The organism is Streptomyces sp. NBC_01622, from assembly GCF_045209635.1.
Taxonomy (GTDB): domain Bacteria; phylum Actinomycetota; class Actinomycetes; order Streptomycetales; family Streptomycetaceae; genus Streptomyces.
Window position 1 is genome coordinate 9,271,946 of sequence record NZ_CP109293.1, and the last position, 17,378, is coordinate 9,289,323.

Genomic DNA, 17,378 nt, shown 5'->3' on the forward strand with positions numbered 1-17,378 from the left:
TCAGGCGACGCGGTACTGCTCGTCGCGGGCGTCGGTGACGAACATCTGGCCCGGCGCGTGCGTGATGGCGAACGGCGGGCGGGACGCCATCACCGCGGCCTGCGGGGTCACTCCGCAGGCCCAGAACACCGGGATGTCGTCAGGCGCGGAGTCCACCGGATCACCGAAGTCCGGGCGGCCGAGGTCCTCGATGCCGAGCCCTGAAGGATCGCCGCAGTGTACGGGGCTGCCGTGCACCGCCGGGAGCAGCGCGGTCTCCCGGATCGCCGTCGCCAGATGCTCCGGAGGCACCGGGCGCATCGACACGACCATCGGGCCGTGCAACCGCCCCGCCGGGCGGCACGGACGGCTCGTCACATACATCGGAACGTTGCGGCCCTGCTCGATGTGCCGGATCGGGACGCCCGCTTCGCTCAGCGACCACTCGAAGGTGAAGCTGCAGCCGATCAGGAACGACACCAGGTCCTCGCGCCAGTACGCCCGCACGTCCGTCGGCTCGTCCGTCAACTCGCCGTCCCGCCACACCCGGTAGCGCGGCAGATCGGTGCGCAGATCCGCGCCGTCGGCCAGCACCGTCCGCCAGGAGCCGGCGTCCGTGACGTCGAGCACCGGACACGGCTTCGGGTTGCGCTGGCAGAACAGCAGCATGTCGTACGCCCAGTCGGTGGGCACCGAGATCAGGTTGACCTGGGTGTGGCCCGCCGCGACACCGGCCGTCGGACCCGTCAGCCCGGCCCGGAAGCGCGCCCGGGCGGTGCGCGGGCTCCACGCGTGCGCGTGCTCGTCGACGAGCGTCAGGGGACGGTCCTCCGTGCGGTTCACGCCAGTTCCTTTCCGCGGGTCTCTGGCAGTCCCAGGAGCGCCAGCGCCGCGATGCCGTAACCGATGGCCCCGAAGACGAGCGCTCCGCCCACACCCCAACTGTCGGCCAGGAAACCCACCAGCGTCGGGAAGACGGCGCCGACCGCGCGTCCGGTGTTGTACGTGAAGCCCTGTCCCGTGCCGCGCAGCGCGGTCGGGTACAACTCGCTGAGGTACGAGCCGAAGCCGCTGAAGATCGCCGACATGCAGAATCCGAGCGGGAAACCGAGCACCAGGAGAAGGGTGTTGGCGCCGTTCGGAATGTGCGTGTACACCAGGATGCAGATCGCCGAGAGCAGGGCGAAGAGCCAGATGTTGCGCCTGCGGCCCAGCACGTCGGTGAGGTAGCCGCCGGTCAGGTAGCCCAGGAAGGCGCCGGAGATCAGGAACGTCAGATAGCCGCCGGTGCCGACGACCGACAGGCCGCGTTCCGTCTTGAGGTACGTCGGCACCCAGGTGGCGAGGGTGTAGTAGCCGCCCTGGACACCGGTGGAGAGCAGGCCCGCGAACACCGTCGTGCGCAGCAGGCCCGGCGCCTCGGCCGTGCCCGGCTTGAAGATCGCCGCGAACGAGCCCTTCTGGGCGTTCTGTTCGCGCACGGCCGTCGCCTCGGGGGCGTCGTGCACCCGGCGGCGCATCCAGAGCACCAGCAGCGCGGGCAGCGCGCCGGTCCAGAACATCACCCGCCAGGCCATGTCGTTGCCGAGGAACGAGAAGACCAGCGTGTAGACGACCGCCGCCAGCGCCCAGCCCACCGCCCAGGAGCTCTGGACCGCGCCGAGCGTACGCCCGCGGTGCTTGGCGCTCGCGTACTCGGCGACCAGGATCGCGCCGACCGCCCACTCGCCGCCGAAACCGAGGCCCTGGAGGGCGCGGAACACCAGCAGGGTCTCGTAGTTGGGCGCGAAACCGCAGGCCACGGTGAAGACGGCGTAGGTGATCACCGTGATCATCAGGGCCTTGACGCGACCCACCCGGTCGGCGAAGACGCCCGCCAAGGCGCCCCCGACTGCGGAGACGACAAGTGTGACCGTGGTGAACAGGCCGGTCTGGCCGCTGTCCAGGCCGAAGTACGCGGCCAGCGCGACCATGCTCAGCGGCAGCGTGAAGTAGTCGTAGGAGTCCAGCGCATAGCCGCCGAACGCGCCGGCGAAGGCCCGGCGGCCGTTCGGACCGAGCGCGCGCAACCAGGCCAACGCACCGTCGTCGGCGGTCAGTTCGTCCGTGTCGGGCTGCGTTCCGGTGTTCAGGGCCTGGGGTGGAGGGGTCGTGCTCATGTGCACCTCGCAGAGGGAGGACGGAGGGTGCTGGGACTGAGCCGGGCCGTGCGGAAGCCGTCGGCGCCGGGGTGAGCGGGTGGCGCCATGGAAAGTAAAGTAGAGGATCGTTGAACGATCCTTCAAGAGGCATGTTGTTTCGTTCTTGTATCTGCGGTTGAATTCCGGGCATGGCAGATCAGCTGGCGGGACTCGCCGACGACCGAGCCCTCCTGGGCCGTACGAGCACCGCCGAACGCGTCTCGGACATCCTCAGAAGCCGCATCGCCGAGGGCTATTTCCCGCCGGGGACCCGACTCTCGGAGGACAGCATCGGCGGGGCACTGGGTGTGTCGCGCAACACACTCCGCGAGGCGTTCCGACTGCTCACCCATGAGCGTCTGCTCGTCCACGAGTTGAACCGGGGCGTCTTCGTCCGGGTCCTGAGAGTCGAGGACGTCGAGGACATCTACCGCACCCGCCGCCTCGTCGAGTGCGCTGTCGTCCGAGGGCTCGGCGAGCCGCCGTACGCCCTCGAACGGCTCGCCGCGGCCGTGACCGAGGGGCAGTTGGCGTCCGTCGAGGATGACTGGAAAGGAGTGGGTACGGCCAATATCCACTTCCACCGGGAACTGGTCGCCCTCGCCGGCAGCGCCCGCACCGACGAGCTGATGCGCAGCGTCTTCGCCGAACTCCGGCTCGCCTTCCACCTCGTGGACGACCCGAAGGCGCTCCACGAGCCGTACCTCCAGCGCAACCGCCTGATCCTCCAGGCGCTCCAGGCGGGCGACGCCGCCGAGGCCGAGAGACTGCTCGCGGTCTACCTCGACGACTCGCTCGAACGGGTCGTCGACGCGTACCGGCAGCGGGTCGGCGAGGACGGTACAGCCCTCGGCTGACGACGGCACGGCGCATGACTGACCCCCGCACGCTGCTGTGGCGGTAGTCGCTTCTGCGTCGTTTGGGTCGTTGTCAGACCGAGGACCTAGTCTGTGCAGCGTGACTTCGCCTGCATCGACGGACAGCGTTCCGCCCCAGTTCAGCGCGGGGCCGCGCCCCGCCCCGGGCCCGGCCGCCGACGAGGGACTGGCGCGGCGACTGCGCGCGCTCGCCTGCACCGCGCCGCTGCACGACCTCGACGCGCGCAAGGCCAACCTCGCGGGCGAGTACTCGGTCTACGGCATGGCCGAGGTGGCCCTCGCCGCCATCGACCTGGTCACCCTCAACATGGACTTCGACACGGGTGCGGACCACGACCAGATAGTGGCCAGGCTCATCCCGCGCATCGCCGCCCAGGCCCCGCAGCGCCCCGTCGAGGAGCACGAGCGCGTGGCGCGCTGGGTCCTGGAGAACCTGATCAACGTCGGCAGCGTCGACCGCGGCTTCCGCACGGTCTACGGCACGTTCGCGCAGGACGGCACCTATGTGCGCCGAGACTACGACTTCAAGCTGATCGAGGAGGTCCCCGGCTACGGCGGCAGCGTCTACCTCCGTACGACGGACGAGGCCGTCAACGTCCTCGTGGGCGCCCTCGACACCGACGTCACCAGCGCGCAGATCGCCGCCGAGGTCAAGCTGGAGGTGCTGATCAGCCGCGGCCGGCTCGCCGACGCCCAGCTCGCTGCCGAGCAGGCCCGGTACCGGACCGTGCAGTACTCGGAGACCCTGCGCCGCGCCCTGGACGCCACCCGGCGCAACGTCCGCGCGGTGGACTGGCTCAACGCCGTGCCCGACATGATCGCCGAGGCCCTCGACCACGTGGCCGACCGCTATCGCCACGAGAACGCGATCCTCACCAACATCCGCAAGGCCCGCGACGAGTCCGAGGACCCCGAACAGAAGCGCCGCGCCGCCGAGTTGGTCGACATCGTCAAGGACTGCATCCGACGGCACACACAACTCCAGTCGCGCCTCCTGGAGGCCGGACCGCTGTTCCGCGCCGAGCAGGACCGGCAGGCCTTCGCCACGCCCATGACGACATCGGGGATAGACCTCTACGGTCATCTCGTCTCGCCCCTGCTGCCGCTGCCCCTGGAGCAGGCGATCCGAGTCACGGACGCGTTCTTCGCGCGCGGGACCGGGCTGCGCACACCGGTGTCGGTCCGGGTGGTCGACCTCGTCGACATACTGCTGACGCCGCCTCAGGAGCGGGAGCACCTCGGTGCGGAGATGCCGGAGCCGGATCTCATCGCCACGCCGGACGACAGCCGCTTCAGCGAGGAGCAGTTGGCGGCGGCGATGGAGCTGCTCGACCTGCCTGCGGACGCGCCTCGGAGGCTGTCGGGGTTGCTTGCCGATGCGCGTCGCAAGGATCCCGAACTGCCTTATCTGGTCGCCCTGTTGGCTGTGCATGCGGCCAGTCCGCCGGTCGGTACCGCGTATCGGCAGGGGGAGCCGAAGCTGTTGTTCGCCGTGGACGACGGGACCGAGCTGGACGATCCCGAGTTCGGTGGGGCCGATCTCATCGTGGGGATGGCCTTGTTGGACGCGGCGGGGATGGCGGCGGGCAGGACGGAGGCGGCGTAGACCATGAACGACCGCGACATGAACGACCGTTACGCGAACGACCGCGACATGAACCACCGTTACGCGAACGACCGTTACATGAACCACCTCAGCAAGGAGCCCCAACCGTGAGCGAGCACGTCGAATGGAGCGAGCCGGAGGCCGTCGCCGCGCCGGTGACCGCCGCCGTAACGCCCGCCGACGCCGCCGACGCGGCGCGGCTCGTCGCGTTCGGGCTGCAGCCCAAGCTGCAGCCCGCGCGGGACCAGGAATACGCGGAGCTGCTGCGCCGGTACCGGGAGGACCCGCCGTTCGCCCGGCTCGCCGATGCCGTGGCCGCAGGGCTCGGCCTGGTCGTGCTGGAGGTGTCCCCGCGCGCGGGGATGGCCGTGACCGCCGCCGAGGACTCGGTGTTCGCCGTCCGCATGGGCGACTACGCGCGGCGTACGGCCGCCGACTCCGGGGACCGCTTCCTGCACGGGCTGGCGCATCTCTCCGTCGCCGCGATGGCGTTCCCGCGCCCCGAGGACCTGGCCGACGACGGCTACATCGGGCGCGTCACGGTCAACGGTGTCGACGCCTTCGTACGGCAGGCCTGTCGGCGCCTGGAGGAGCGGGCCGACGAGCAGGGCGTGAACACCGACCCGGCCACCGACGCGCCCGGCCTGGAGGCCGCCTGGCGGATCTGGGTCAGACGCAGCGCGACCGGAGCCACCAAGGACGCCCGCAGACTCGCCGGTTCGACCACCGGCATCGTCGGCAAGGCCGCCGCGTTCCTCACCGACTCCGGCTTCCTCCAGCGCACGGGCGACGACAACGGCGGTACGTACCGCACGACCGCCCGCTACCAGCTCCAGGTGCGTGACATGGCCGGCAGTGCCGCCATGGCCGAGCTGCTGGAGCTGGGCGTCGTCCCGGTCACCGACGGCACCGCGAGCCTGCTGCCCGCCGAGGACTCCGAGGACCTGGAGCTGGTGGCCGACGCCGGACTGCCGTTCCACTCCTGAGCACCCGCCTCTCCAGAAGACCTACGAACCCCCCACACCTGCCGAAGACTTACGACGAGAGTCCGCCATGTACGAGCTGTCCCGGGTCCGCCTCTACTCCATCGGGCCCGCCGGTGCGCGCTACGCCGACACCGTGCTTGACCTGCGAGGCGTGGGCAAGCCCGTGCCCGACCCCGCGCCGACCCAGGCGGAGTTCTTCGAGGACGAGCCCGTCGGACCGCCGCGCCGCCCCGCGCCCGCCGGTGTGCTCTTCCTGGAGAACGGCGGCGGCAAGTCCGTCCTGCTCAAGCTGATCTTCTCGGTGATGCTGCCGGGGCACCGCAATACACTCGGCGGCGCCAGCTCCGGTGTGCTGCGCAAGTTCCTCCTCGCCGACGACTGCGGGCATGTGGCCCTGGAGTGGCAGCACACGCTGACCGGCGAGTGCGTGGTCGTCGGCAAGGTCAGCGAGTGGCGGGGGCGTCAAGTCTCCAACGACCCGAGGAAGTTCGCCGAGGCCTGGTACTCGTTCCGGCCCGGTCCGGGACTCAGCCTGGACAACCTCCCCGTCGCCGAGGCCACTTCCGTACGGCCGCCCGTCGAGGGCGCGTCCGGCGCGCAGGGCCGTCGGCGCACCATGAAGGGGTTCCGGGACGTCATCGCCGAGGCCGGCAAGGCGTATCCGCACCTCGAAGTGCACTGGGAGGAGATCCACGACCGCTGGATCGAGCACCTGGGCGACCTGGGTCTCGACCCCGAACTCTTCCGCTACCAGCGGGAGATGAACGCCGACGAAGGTGAGGCGGCCGGCCTCTTCGCGGTCAAGAAGGACTCCGACTTCACCGACCTGCTGCTCCGCGCGGTCACCGACACCCGGGACACCGACGGGCTCGCCGACCTGGTCGGCGGCTTCGGCAGCAAGCTGGGGCGGCGCGCCGAGCTGATCGCCGAACGGGACTTCACGGCCGGGTCCGTGGACCTGCTCGGCCGGATCGTCGAGGCCGCCGAGGCGCGGGCACGCGCGCGTGACATCCACGCCGGCGCCGAGCGCCGTACCCGCACCCTGGCCCGACGGTTGTCCGCGCGGGGCGCGCAGGAGCGGGTGCGGGCCGCCGACTTCGCCCAGCGGGTCACCGCCGCCGCGTACGCCGTCACGCGCTGCGAGGGGGCGCGCGAGCGCAGCGCGCTGATCGCTGCCGAACTGGCCTACCGGCACGCCTCGTTGGCACTCGCCACGACGGAGAAGTCCGCCGCCGCGCAGAAGCGCGAGCTGGCCGACGCCCGCACCCTGCACTCCGCCTGGCAGGCCGCTGAGGCAGTCCTGCGCCACCGTGCCGCCGCCGACCGCTCCGCGCGTGTGGCCGTCGCGATCCGTGAGGCCGAGCGGGACGCCGCACCGGCGCTCGCCGCCCGCGCCAAGGCCGCCGTCGATCTCGTACGGGCCCTGCACGAGGCCGCGGAGAACGCCGAGAACCTCGCCAACGAGGGCGAGGAGCGCTCCGCCGCCCTCCAGGAGGTCGGCGAGACCTCGCACCGGGACGCGACCTCCGCCGCGACCGAGGCACAGCGCGCCCGCAGCGAGATCGGGCATCTGCGCCAGCGACTGTCCGAGGTCGAGCAGGAGACCGCCGAGGCGGTGCGCGCGGGCTGGCTCGACGACAGCGCTCCCGACGCCGACCCGGCACGCGCGGCCCTCGCCGCGAGCGACGCCGAGAAGACGGCCGTGGCCGCCTGGGACACGGCGCGCGAGGCATCCCGCCGGGCGTCCGAGCACGCCCGCGAGGCCGCTTCGGCGGAGTCCCGCGCGGAGCTGACAGCGGCCCGCGCGTCCGACGCCGCGACCGCCGCCGAGCGGACCTACGACGCGGAACGGCGCCTCGCGGAGGGGCTGGCGGGGGAGGAGCGACTCGCGGAGCTGCTCAGCCTGCCTGGTGCCGGTGGTGCCGGTGGTGCCGGTGGTGCCGGTGGTGCCGGTGGTGCCGGTGGTGCCGGTGGTGCCGGTGGTGCCGGTGGTGTGCCTATGCCACGCGGGGCCAACGAGGTTGCGGCGAGCGGCGGTTCCGCCGCCCACACCACCCCCGTCACCCACGCCGGCACCACCAACCCCGCCCGCCCCCTCGCCGAAGGCCCCCTCACCCCCGAGGAACTCGACCGCTTCGCCGACGAGTTGCGTGAACTGCTCGACGACGGGGTCGCCTCCAGCGAGCGACAGCTCTTCGACCTGCGCACCGCCGCCGCCGACGACTCCCGGATCCTCGGCGCGCTCGGTGACGGCGGGCTGTTGCCGCCCGGCCCGGACGTGCTGGCCACCGTCGAGTACCTGGGCGAGCACGGCATCCCGGCTCTGCCCGGCTGGCGCTACCTCGCCCAGGCCGTCGACCCCACCGACCACGCGCGCGTGCTGGCCGCCCGGCCCGAGCTGGTCGACGGTGTGATCATCACCGACCCGGACACGCACGCACGTGCCCGCGAGGCGCTCAACGACGCGGCCCTGCTGCCCCGATCCGCCGTGGCCGTCGGTACGGCCGCCGCCCTGCTCGCCCCGACCCCGGCGCCCGACGCACAGAACAGCCCCTCTTCCGACGTATTCCTCGTCCCGCCGAACCCGGCCATGCACGACGAGCACGCCGCCGACGAGGAACGGCAGGCGCTGCGCGCGCGGGCGACCGAGCGGGACGAGGAGATCCGCACGCTCGCCGCCCGGCTCGGCAAGGACCGGGAGCTGGCGGCGCGGCTCGCGTCCTGGCGCACCGGCTGTCCGAGCGGGCGGCTGGACGAGCTGGCGCAGTCCGCGCAGGACACGCGTGCGTTCGCCGAGGAGGCCGAGGCCGAGCTCGCCGAGGCGCGGACGGTGCGGGCCGAGGCCGACGAAGCCGCCGCCGAGGCCGCCCAGGTGCGCGACGAGCGGCAGGAGACCGCGCAGAAGGCCCGGCGTGCCGCCGACGCCCTCGCCGGACTCGCCTTCCGGCTGCGGGAACGCGCCGGCTGGCAGGTCAAGCTGCGTGAACTGGCCGACGAGGCAACCGAGTCGGAGGCCCGCGCCCAGTCCTGTCTGGAGCGTGCCCGCGCCGCCGACGAGGACCGCCGCGCCGCCCAGCGCGCGGCCGACGACGCCCGCCGTACGGCCCGCGCGCTGCGCGCCGAGCGCTCCGAGATCGCGGGCGCCCCGGACGACGTACCGGCAGACGGCCCGGACGCTCCGAAGCCGTCGCTGCCCGCCCTGCGCGAGGCCTATCGCGCCGCGTCCCAGCTCTACGAGAAGGTCGGCGTCGGCGCCGACCTGCGGGCCGAGCAGGCGCGGGCGGAGAGCGACGAGAGCGCGGCGATCGCCGAGTTGGACCGGCTCAGCAACAAGGTCCGTACCCGTGCGGCCCAGTTGCTGCAGTCGCCCGACGGCTCCGACGGGCCGTCCCGGCAGGCCGCCGCGGCGCGCGCCGAGGAGCTGGTGCAGCTGCTGGAGACCCGGGTGTCGAACGCGAGCGAGCAGCTCGGGCGGTTGCGCGGCGAGGCCGAACGGCACGCGCCCGAGGACGGCGAGGCGCACACCGAGCTGGCCGAGGAGCTGGTCCCGCGCGACGCCGAGCACGCCCAGGCCCTGCTGCGCACCGCCACGGCCGAACTCGCCTCCCGCACCGACGCGTTGGGCCAGGCCCGCGAGGCGCACGCTGAACTCCTCGACGCCCATCGCGCCGCCGAGGACGGGGCCGGCGGCTTCGACGAGACCGCCGCGATGCTGCGGGACCTGCTGCGCGAGCACTCCTCGGACGAGGACCAGGAGGAGCCCGAGCCGTACCCGGGCGGTGTGGAGGAGGCCCGGCACTCCGCGGCCGAGGCCCGCCGCTCGCTGCGCGGCTGCGCCACCGACCTGTCCGCCGCCGAGGGTGCCGTACGGGAAGCGAGCGATGTGCTCGTGCGGCACGCCAACTCCACGCGGTACGAGCAGGTGCGGACTCCCGCCCGGCAGCAGATCCGTGAGCTGCCGGCGTCCTCCCTGCCCGAGCACGCGCAGAAGTGGGCCGACGCCTTCGCGCCCCGACTCCGGGTCCTCACCGACGAGTTGGCGCAGTTGGAACGCAACCGCGACTCGATCGTGGACCGGCTCCGCGGGCTCGTCGAGTCGGCGCTCGCCACCCTGCGGTCGGCGCAGCGGCTGTCCCGGCTGCCGGAGGGGCTCGGCGAGTGGTCCGGGCAGGAGTTCCTGCGCATCCGCTTCGAGGAGCCCGACCAGGCCACGCTGACCGAGCGGCTCGGCGAGGTCGTCGACGAGGCCACCCGGGCCGCCGTGAAGAAGAACTCGGACATGCGGCGCGACGGAATGTCCTTGCTGCTACGGGGAGTTGCTGCTGCCCTGGAGCCCAAGGGGGTCGCCGTCGAGATCCTCAAGCCGGACGCCGTACTGCGTGCCGAGCGTGTCCCCGTCGGCCAGATGGGCGATGTGTTCTCCGGCGGTCAGCTGCTCACCGCGGCCATCGCCCTGTACTGCACGATGGCCGCGCTGCGCTCGAACGACCGGGGCCGCGACAAGCACCGGCACGCCGGCACGCTCTTCCTCGACAACCCCATCGGGCGGGCCAACGCCACCTATCTGCTGGAGCTGCAGCGCGCCGTGTCCGACGCGCTCGGTGTCCAACTCCTGTACACCACAGGCCTGTTCGACACGACGGCACTGGCCGAGTTCCCACTGGTCATCCGGCTGCGCAACGACGCCGACCTGCGGGCCGGCCTCAAGTACATCAGCGTGGAGGAACATCTCCGGCCGGGACTGCCGCAGCAGGCCCCCGCCGGAGAAGGGGAGTCGGTGCACAGCGAGATCACGGCGACCCGGATGTTCAAGCGACCGGCGCCGACCCCGTAGGCGAACCTCAGGAGTGGGACTGGGACAGCTGCCCGGCACCGCCCTTGCGGGCTATCCGCTCCTGTGCCCGCCGGGTGGCCTTAGCCTGACGCTGGGCCCGACGCCGCTCACGGCGGAGGGTCCGTGCCGTGCTGCTGGGCTCCGAGACGACGCCGTTGCGCTGGTTCCACATCTGGCGGGTCACCCAGACGTCGAGGACGCCCCAGGTGGCCACCACCGTGCTGACCACGCTGCTGATCACCATCGGGAACGCCAGCCAGGACCCGGCCATCGTGCACAGGAAGGCCACCGTCGCCTGGATCAGCGTCACGGCGATGATGAGCACCGCCCGCACGGCCGCCGTACGCACCGGATCGGGCAGCCGACGCCGACGCGCGGGCTCCTCGATCCACAACGGCCTGTAGTACTCCTGCTGTTCGGCTGCCGCGCGGGCCGCACGCGGCCCCTCGAACCCCGCCGCCTTCGGTGCGCCCGAGCGCGCCGGAGCCCCGCCGTCCCCCGTCGACCGCGCCGTCACGCCGTCCTCAAGCGCCTCTTGCCGCTCCGCCGTGCCCATCAACGTGTCCTCCCCACCGCCGGTACACCACTCGCTCCCGAGTCCGAAGACTCCGGCTCCCCAGTGGGTGCCCGGCCTGCCCTGTTTTACGCCGCCCGGATGCGGATGCGGCTCCTGTGGCCGGTTCCGCACCCATATCCCGTAGAGAAAGACGAACAACATCCCACGAAGATTCCCAAGGAACGAAAATTTCCAGCCAACTGGCCAAGTGGGTCGATCCGGTCAGGTCCGGCGAACGTCGCGGAATCAGGGCGGCAATCTCCCGTAATGCCCTGACACCTCCCCATGTCCGGTCTCTGGTGCGGAAGTTCACGCTCCGGACAGCTCTTCGAGTTACCTGTGTGTCAGTAGTAGGCTCGCGCCGTTTGTTGACGCACATGTGTACCCCCGGTCGGCGGGGGTCCAGCTGGGGGAGGCCATGCGCTTTCGCGGGAAGTCCATCCGCCGGAAGATCGTGGCGCTCCTTCTCGTGCCGCTCGTGTCACTGACCGCGATCTGGGCGTTCGCCACGGTCCTCACCGGCCGGGCGGCCGGAGACCTGTTCAACGTGTCGTCGGTCGTCGAGAAGATCGGCTACCCCACCGAGGACACGGTCCGCGTCATCCAGCAGGAACGGCGCCAGTCGCTGGTCTATCTCGCCGACCCGCGCGCCGCCGACGGCCTCACCGACCTGAAGCGCAGCCGCACCGCGACCGACGAAGCCGTCGCCAAGATCCGCAAGAACGCCCGGAACCCGGACGTCCGCGACGCGATGGGCCAGGCCACCGACAGCCGTGTCTCCGCCGTGCTCGACGCCTTCGACGGCCTGGAGTCCCTGCGGCGCAGCGTCGAGGACGGCACCGTCAACCGCGCCCAGGCCCTCGATCTCTACAACCGCCTGGTCAACCCCTGCTACGTGCTGCTGACCAACCTCCACGTCGTCGACAACGTCGAGATGGACAAGCAGTACCGTGCCCTCGTCAACCTCGCCCGCGCGCGTGAACTCCTCTCCCGCGAGGACGCGTTGCTCGGCTCCTCGCTGATCGTCGGCAAGCTCACCCGGGACGAGACCCGCGCCGTCTCCGACCTCGTGGCCGAGCGCACCCTGATGTACGACGTCAACCTGCCGCTGCTGCCCTCCTCGGAGCGCGACCACTTCGATCGCTTCTGGAAGAACGCGGCCAGCGCCCCGCTGCGCGTCGCCGAACAGGCCGCCGCCTCCTCCGAGTCCGGCGAGCCCCGCAACGTCACCGCACAGACCTGGAACACCGCGGCCGGTGCCGTGCTGGACAAGCTCGGCACCCTCGACGACCAGGCCAACGACCGCTATCAGGACCGTGTCCGCCCCGTCGCGATGAACGTCATCCTCAAGGCGGCCGTCGCCGGTGTCCTCGGCCTGATCGCCCTGCTCCTCTCGCTCTTCCTGTCCGTGCGCATAGGCCGCGGCCTCATCCGCGACCTGCGCCAACTCCGCCTGGACGCCCACGAGGCGTCCGGTGTCCGGCTGCCCAGCGTGATGCGCCGCCTGTCCGTCGGCGAAGTCGTCGACGTGGAGACCGAAGTCCCGCGCCTGGAGTACGACCGGAACGAGATCGGCGAGGTCGGCCAGGCCCTCAACACCCTGCAGCGCGCGGCCGTCGAAGCCGCCGTGAAACAGGCCGAGTTGCGCTCCGGAGTCTCCGAGGTCTTCGTCAACCTCGCCCGGCGCAGCCAGGTCCTGCTGCACAAGCAGCTCACCCTGCTCGACACCATGGAGCGCAGGACCGAGGACACCGACGAACTCGCGGACCTGTTCCGCCTCGACCACCTGACGACCCGTATGCGCCGTCACGCCGAGGGCCTGGTGATCCTCTCCGGGGCGGCCCCGTCCCGGCAGTGGCGCAAGCCGGTCCAGCTCATGGACATCGTCCGCGCGGCCGTCGCCGAGGTCGAGGACTACGAGCGCATCGAGGTCCGCCGGCTGCCGCGGATCGCCGTCACCGGCCCCGCCGTCGCGGACCTCACCCACCTGGTGGCCGAACTCCTGGAGAACGCCACGGTGTTCTCCCCGCCGCACACCGCGGTCCAGGTCCTGGGGGAGCGGGTCGCCAACGGCTTCACCCTGGAGATACACGATCGGGGCCTCGGCATGGCGGCCGAAGCACTCCTGGACGCCAACCTCCGGCTCGCGGAGACACCCGAGTTCGAACTCTCCGACACCGACCGGCTCGGCCTGTTCGTGGTCAGCCGGCTCGCCCAGCGGCAGAACGTCCGCGTCTCGCTCCAGCCCTCCCCGTACGGCGGCACGACCGCTGTCGTGTTCATCCCCGACGCTCTGCTGAGCGACGAGGTCCCGGACACCAACGGCATCGGCTTCCGCCTCGACCGGCCCCAGCCGACGAAGGAGGCCGAGTTCGAGGAGAGCCACCGCTCCGCGCTCTCCCAGGTGCCCGTGAAGCTTCCCGGCCTTCCGCCCGCCCTCCTGCACGGGCCGGTCGAACTGGAGGCCCCGGTCGACCTGGACGCTTTCGCGGGCTTCCCGAACGCCCTCGACGACGAGGACGCTGAGCGCGGCGAGGTCTTCCGCCCGCGCCGCCCGGGCCTCCGGGACGACCTCGCCCCCGTCCGCCCCGTAGACGCGCGCCAGCAGGTCTCCGAGGCCCACGACGGACCGCGCGGGGATGCGGACGCCCACCGGAGCGAACCGCTTCCGCTGCCCCGGCGCCGGACGCCCAAGCTCGTGAGTTCCCACGGACGCCCGGTCGTCGAGCAGCGCTCCCGGCGGGACCCGGGGGATTCCTCGGACGGCGGCTTCGACGGCCTCTCCACGCCCCCGGGCGGAGCCGACCCGGAGGGCCCGGCACCGCTGCCGGCCCGGCGGCGCGGAGACACGCCGCTACGGCGCCGTACCGACGTACCTGGTGGGCGCGGCGAATCCGCGGTGCCCCCGGCCTCCCCGGGGCGCGGACCCGCTGAGGCGCCTGGGACTCCCGCCCTCCCCAGACGCACCCGGCGTGCCGAGATCGCGTCCAGCGTTCCGGACTCCGACACCTCACCGGGCGGAACCGGGCCCGACATCGGGGCGTTGCCCAGACGTGTGCGCCAGGCCAACCTGGCCCCGCAGTTGAAGAAGGACCCCGAACGGCGCACCACGAGTCCGGCGGAGGTCGTGGAGCGCGACGCCGACGAGGTACGCAGCCGCATGGCCTCGCTCCAGCGCGGCTGGCAGCGTGGCCGCGAGGAGAACGCCGAGGGCGACGACGTCCAAGGCGGCACAGCACAAGGAACTAAGGGGGACGGTCGATGACCGCACCAAAGGCGACCGGCCACGACACGACCGACCAGCGCGGGCTGAACTGGCTCCTTGACGACCTCGTCGAGCGCGTCGCCAGCATCCGCAAGGCGATCGTGCTCTCCGGCGACGGTCTGCCCACCGGCGTGTCCCAGGATCTGACCCGCGAGGACAGCGAACACCTGGCCGCCGTGGCCTCCGGCTTCCACAGCCTCGCCAAGGGCGTCGGCCGCCACTTCGAGGCGGGCAGCGTACGGCAGACCGTCGTAGAGCTCGACGAGGCCTTCCTGTTCGTGACGGCAGCCGGTGACGGCAGCTGCCTCGCCGTCCTCGCCGAAGCGGACTCGGACGTCGGACAGGTCGCCTACGAGATGACACTGCTCGTGAAGCGGGTCGGTGTGCATCTCGGCGCCGCTCCGCGCACCGATCTGTCCTCCGGCGGGTAGTGAAGTGACATGAGCAGAGACGGTCAGGGAAGAGGCCACTGGTTCGACGACGAGGCCGGACCGGTCGTCCGTCCGTACGCGATGACGCGCGGCCGTACCACCAGTGCGGCACAGCACCGCCTCGACCTGATCGCGGTGGTGGTCGCGGAGTCCCGGGCGGACGACTCCGAAGCGGACCAGGCGCTGTCCCCGGAACACGTGGACATCGTCGGTCTGTGCCGTGACGCCCCGCAGTCGGTCGCGGAACTCGCCGCCGAACTCGACCTGCCCATCGGCGTGATACGGGTCCTCATCGGAGACCTCGTGGACGAGGAACTCGTCCATGTCTCACGGCCCGTACCCCCTGCCGAACTGGTCGACGAGAGTATTCTCCGCGACGTCATCAGCGGCCTCCGGGCACTGTGAGCCGGCGCGGAACCCGACCCGCCCCCCATCAAGCAGGAGAAGAGATCGATGATCTTCGGGCGTTCTGAGCGAGGCAAGCCTCCGGTCGAGCCCGTCACGCTCAAGATCCTGGTGGCCGGCGGCTTCGGCGTGGGCAAGACCACCCTCGTCGGCGCGGTCAGCGAGATCAGGCCGCTGCGCACGGAGGAACTGCTCACCGAGGCAGGACGTCCGGTCGACGACACCAGTGGTGTGGAGGGCAAGCACACCACCACCGTGGCCATGGACTTCGGCCGCATCACCCTGCGCGAGGACCTGGTGCTCTACCTGTTCGGCACGCCGGGCCAGGAGCGCTTCTGGTTCATGTGGGACGAGCTCTCCGAGGGCTCGCTCGGCGCCGTCGTACTCGCCGACACCCGCCGCCTGGAGGACTGCTTCGCCGCCCTCGACTACTTCGAGCGGCGCTCCATCCCCTTCGTGGTCGGCGTCAACTGCTTCGAGGGCGCCGCCCGTTACCCGGTGGAAGCCGTACGGCAGGCCCTGGACCTCGACCAGGACGTACCGCTCATGCTGTGCGACGCGCGCGACCGGTCGTCGGTCAAGGAGGTCCTCATCGAGGTCGTCCAGCACGCGATGGCCTACGGCGCGAAGCGCCGCCAGAGCGTCACCAGTTGACGCGGGCGCGGCCCGTACCTCCGCCGACCGGGGTACGAGCCGCAGCTCGTCGAAGGACGCACGCGCGCGTGCCTAGTTGTCGCCCTCCTCCAGCCAGCCGAAGCTCTTCTCCACGGCCTTGCGCCAGTTGTGGTACTCGCGGTCCCGCACCGAGGACTCCATGGACGGCGTCCACTCGACGTCCTTCTGCCAGTGCGACTTCAGCTCGTCCAGGCCGTTCCACACACCGGTCGCGAGCCCGGCCGCGTAGGCGGCGCCCAGGCAGGTCGTCTCGGAGACCTTGGGCCGGATCACCGGTACGTCGAGCACGTCCGCCTGGTGCTGCATCAGCAGGTTGTTCTTGGTCATGCCGCCGTCCACCTTCAGGGTGGTGATCTGCACCCCGGAGTCCTGGAACATGGCGTCCACGACCTCCCGCGTCTGCCAGCTCGTCGCCTCCAGCACCGCGCGCGCGAGATGCCCCTTCGTGACGTACCGCGTCAGCCCGGTGACGACACCGCGCGCGTCCGAGCGCCAGTAGGGGGCGAACAGGCCGGAGAAGGCGGGCACGATGTACGCGCCGCCGTTGTCGTCGACGCTCTCGGCCAGGCTCTCGATCTCGTCGGCGCTGCGGATGATGCCGAGTTGGTCCCGGAACCACTGAACGAGCGCGCCCGTTATGGCTATTGATCCCTCCAGGCAGTAGACCGGTGCCTCGTCGCCGATCTTGTAGCCCATCGTCGTGAGGAGCCCGTTCTTCGAAGGCACCGGTCGGTTCCCGGTGTTGAGCAGCAGGAAGCTGCCCGTGCCGTAGGTGTTCTTCGCGGTGCCCACGTCGTAGCAGGCCTGCCCGAACACGGCGGCCTGCTGGTCGCCCAGGGCCGACGCGACGGGCACGCCCGCGAGTTGGCCGACCGCGGTGCCGTAGACCTCGGCCGAGGACCTGATCTCGGGGAGGATCGCCTCGGGCACGTTCATCGCGGAGAGGATGGACGGGTCCCACTGGAGGGACTCCAGGTTCATCAGCATGGTGCGCCCGGCGTTCGTCACGTCGGTGACGTGCCGGCCGCCGTCGGTGCCGCCGGTGAGGTTCCAGATCAGCCAGGAGTCGATCGTCCCGAAGGCGATCTCGCCGCGCTCGGCGCGGTCCCTGAGCCCCGGCACGTTGTCGAGCAGCCAGGCCGCCTTGGGCCCGGAGAAGTAGCTGGCGAGCGGCAGTCCGGTCTGTTCGCGGAACCGGTCCGGCCCGTCCGAGCCGCCCAGTTGCTTGCACAGAGCCGCGGTGCGGGTGTCCTGCCACACGATGGCGTTGTGCACGGGTTTGCCGGTGGCGCGGTCCCAGAGGACCGTCGTCTCGCGCTGGTTGGTGATGCCGAGCGCGCTGAGCTGCTCGGCACGGAGTCCGGCCTTGGCGATCGCCCCGGCGACCACCGCCTGCACCTTGGACCAGATCTCGGTGGCGTCGTGCTCCACCCAGCCCGGCTTGGGGAAGATCTGGCGGTGCTCGCGCTGGTCGACGGCGACGATCGCGCCGTCCTGGTTGAAGACGATGCAGCGGCTGGAGGTGGTGCCCTGGTCGATTGCGGCGACGAACTTGTCCGTCATGACGACCCCTTTGTCGTTTC

12 protein-coding genes are annotated in these 17,378 nt (G+C 71.5%); 8 read left to right on the top strand and 4 right to left on the bottom strand.

Annotation, left to right across the window (positions count from 1 at the left end; translation table 11 throughout):
• A complete protein-coding gene (locus OH768_RS43050; protein WP_406461982.1) occupies positions 1 to 822 on the bottom strand; it encodes a putative hydro-lyase in 822 nt (273 codons plus the stop codon).
• Positions 819 to 2,138, bottom strand: a complete 1,320-nt coding sequence (locus tag OH768_RS43055; RefSeq protein ID WP_406461984.1) for an MFS transporter — start codon at positions 2,136 to 2,138, stop codon at positions 819 to 821. The genes OH768_RS43050 and OH768_RS43055 overlap by 4 nt, the downstream gene beginning before the upstream one ends.
• Before the next feature lie 170 nt (positions 2,139 to 2,308).
• Here OH768_RS43055 and OH768_RS43060 point away from each other — a divergent pair, with 170 nt between their 5' ends.
• The 4 genes from OH768_RS43060 (at position 2,309) to OH768_RS43075 (ending at position 10,463) form a co-directional block, all read left to right on the top strand.
• Positions 2,309 to 3,016: a GntR family transcriptional regulator gene (locus OH768_RS43060; protein ID WP_406461985.1), complete on the top strand. Its 708-nt coding sequence runs from the start codon at positions 2,309 to 2,311 to the stop codon at positions 3,014 to 3,016.
• Between the two features lie 100 nt (positions 3,017 to 3,116).
• Positions 3,117 to 4,643 (top strand): hypothetical protein, encoded by a 1,527-nt coding sequence (locus OH768_RS43065; protein WP_406461986.1) that lies wholly within the window; start codon positions 3,117 to 3,119, stop codon positions 4,641 to 4,643.
• A gap of 107 nt (positions 4,644 to 4,750) precedes the next feature.
• Positions 4,751 to 5,629: a hypothetical protein gene (locus OH768_RS43070; protein WP_406461988.1), complete on the top strand. Its 879-nt coding sequence runs from the start codon at positions 4,751 to 4,753 to the stop codon at positions 5,627 to 5,629.
• Between the two features lie 67 nt (positions 5,630 to 5,696).
• Positions 5,697 to 10,463 (top strand): hypothetical protein, encoded by a 4,767-nt coding sequence (locus OH768_RS43075; RefSeq protein ID WP_406461989.1) that lies wholly within the window; start codon positions 5,697 to 5,699, stop codon positions 10,461 to 10,463.
• Between the two features lie 7 nt (positions 10,464 to 10,470).
• On the opposite strand, the gene OH768_RS43080 is transcribed toward OH768_RS43075, so the two are convergent.
• Positions 10,471 to 11,019 carry a hypothetical protein gene (locus tag OH768_RS43080; RefSeq protein WP_406461990.1) on the bottom strand — a complete coding sequence of 183 codons (549 nt, stop codon included), beginning with the start codon at positions 11,017 to 11,019 and terminating at the stop codon, positions 10,471 to 10,473.
• Between the two features lie 418 nt (positions 11,020 to 11,437).
• Here OH768_RS43080 and OH768_RS43085 point away from each other — a divergent pair, with 418 nt between their 5' ends.
• From OH768_RS43085 to OH768_RS43100, 4 genes are read left to right on the top strand one after another with little or no spacing between them, the layout of a single operon-like run.
• Entirely contained in the window at positions 11,438 to 14,284 is a 2,847-nt protein-coding gene (locus OH768_RS43085) for a nitrate- and nitrite sensing domain-containing protein (RefSeq protein WP_406461992.1), read from the top strand.
• Positions 14,281 to 14,715: a roadblock/LC7 domain-containing protein gene (locus tag OH768_RS43090; RefSeq protein WP_406461994.1), complete on the top strand. Its 435-nt coding sequence runs from the start codon at positions 14,281 to 14,283 to the stop codon at positions 14,713 to 14,715. The genes OH768_RS43085 and OH768_RS43090 overlap by 4 nt, the downstream gene beginning before the upstream one ends.
• 9 nt (positions 14,716 to 14,724) lie before the next feature.
• Complete coding sequence (locus OH768_RS43095) at positions 14,725 to 15,120, top strand: DUF742 domain-containing protein (RefSeq protein ID WP_200708836.1); 396 nt, start codon at positions 14,725 to 14,727, stop codon at positions 15,118 to 15,120.
• 48 nt (positions 15,121 to 15,168) lie between these two features.
• Complete coding sequence (locus OH768_RS43100; protein WP_362982696.1) at positions 15,169 to 15,774, top strand: ATP/GTP-binding protein; 606 nt, start codon at positions 15,169 to 15,171, stop codon at positions 15,772 to 15,774.
• 72 nt (positions 15,775 to 15,846) lie between these two features.
• Here the strand turns inward: OH768_RS43100 and glpK are convergent, their stop codons facing one another.
• Entirely contained in the window at positions 15,847 to 17,358 is a 1,512-nt protein-coding gene (gene glpK, locus OH768_RS43105; RefSeq protein WP_406461996.1) for a glycerol kinase GlpK, read from the bottom strand.
• Positions 17,359 to 17,378: the final 20 nt, after the last annotated feature.

Bases quoted from the DNA above. Each gene is read 5' to 3' on its own strand.
- OH768_RS43055 (WP_406461984.1), bottom strand. From the start codon at position 2,138: ATGAGCACGACCCCTCCACCCCAGGCCCTGAACACCGGAACGCAGCCC.
- OH768_RS43060 (WP_406461985.1), top strand. From the start codon at position 2,309: ATGGCAGATCAGCTGGCGGGACTCGCCGACGACCGAGCCCTCCTGGGC.
- OH768_RS43075 (WP_406461989.1), top strand. From the start codon at position 5,697: ATGTACGAGCTGTCCCGGGTCCGCCTCTACTCCATCGGGCCCGCCGGT.
- OH768_RS43080 (WP_406461990.1), bottom strand. From the start codon at position 11,019: ATGGGCACGGCGGAGCGGCAAGAGGCGCTTGAGGACGGCGTGACGGCG.
- OH768_RS43085 (WP_406461992.1), top strand. From the start codon at position 11,438: ATGCGCTTTCGCGGGAAGTCCATCCGCCGGAAGATCGTGGCGCTCCTT.
- OH768_RS43090 (WP_406461994.1), top strand. From the start codon at position 14,281: ATGACCGCACCAAAGGCGACCGGCCACGACACGACCGACCAGCGCGGG.
- OH768_RS43095 (WP_200708836.1), top strand. From the start codon at position 14,725: ATGAGCAGAGACGGTCAGGGAAGAGGCCACTGGTTCGACGACGAGGCC.
- OH768_RS43100 (WP_362982696.1), top strand. From the start codon at position 15,169: ATGATCTTCGGGCGTTCTGAGCGAGGCAAGCCTCCGGTCGAGCCCGTC.
- glpK (WP_406461996.1), bottom strand. From the start codon at position 17,358: ATGACGGACAAGTTCGTCGCCGCAATCGACCAGGGCACCACCTCCAGC.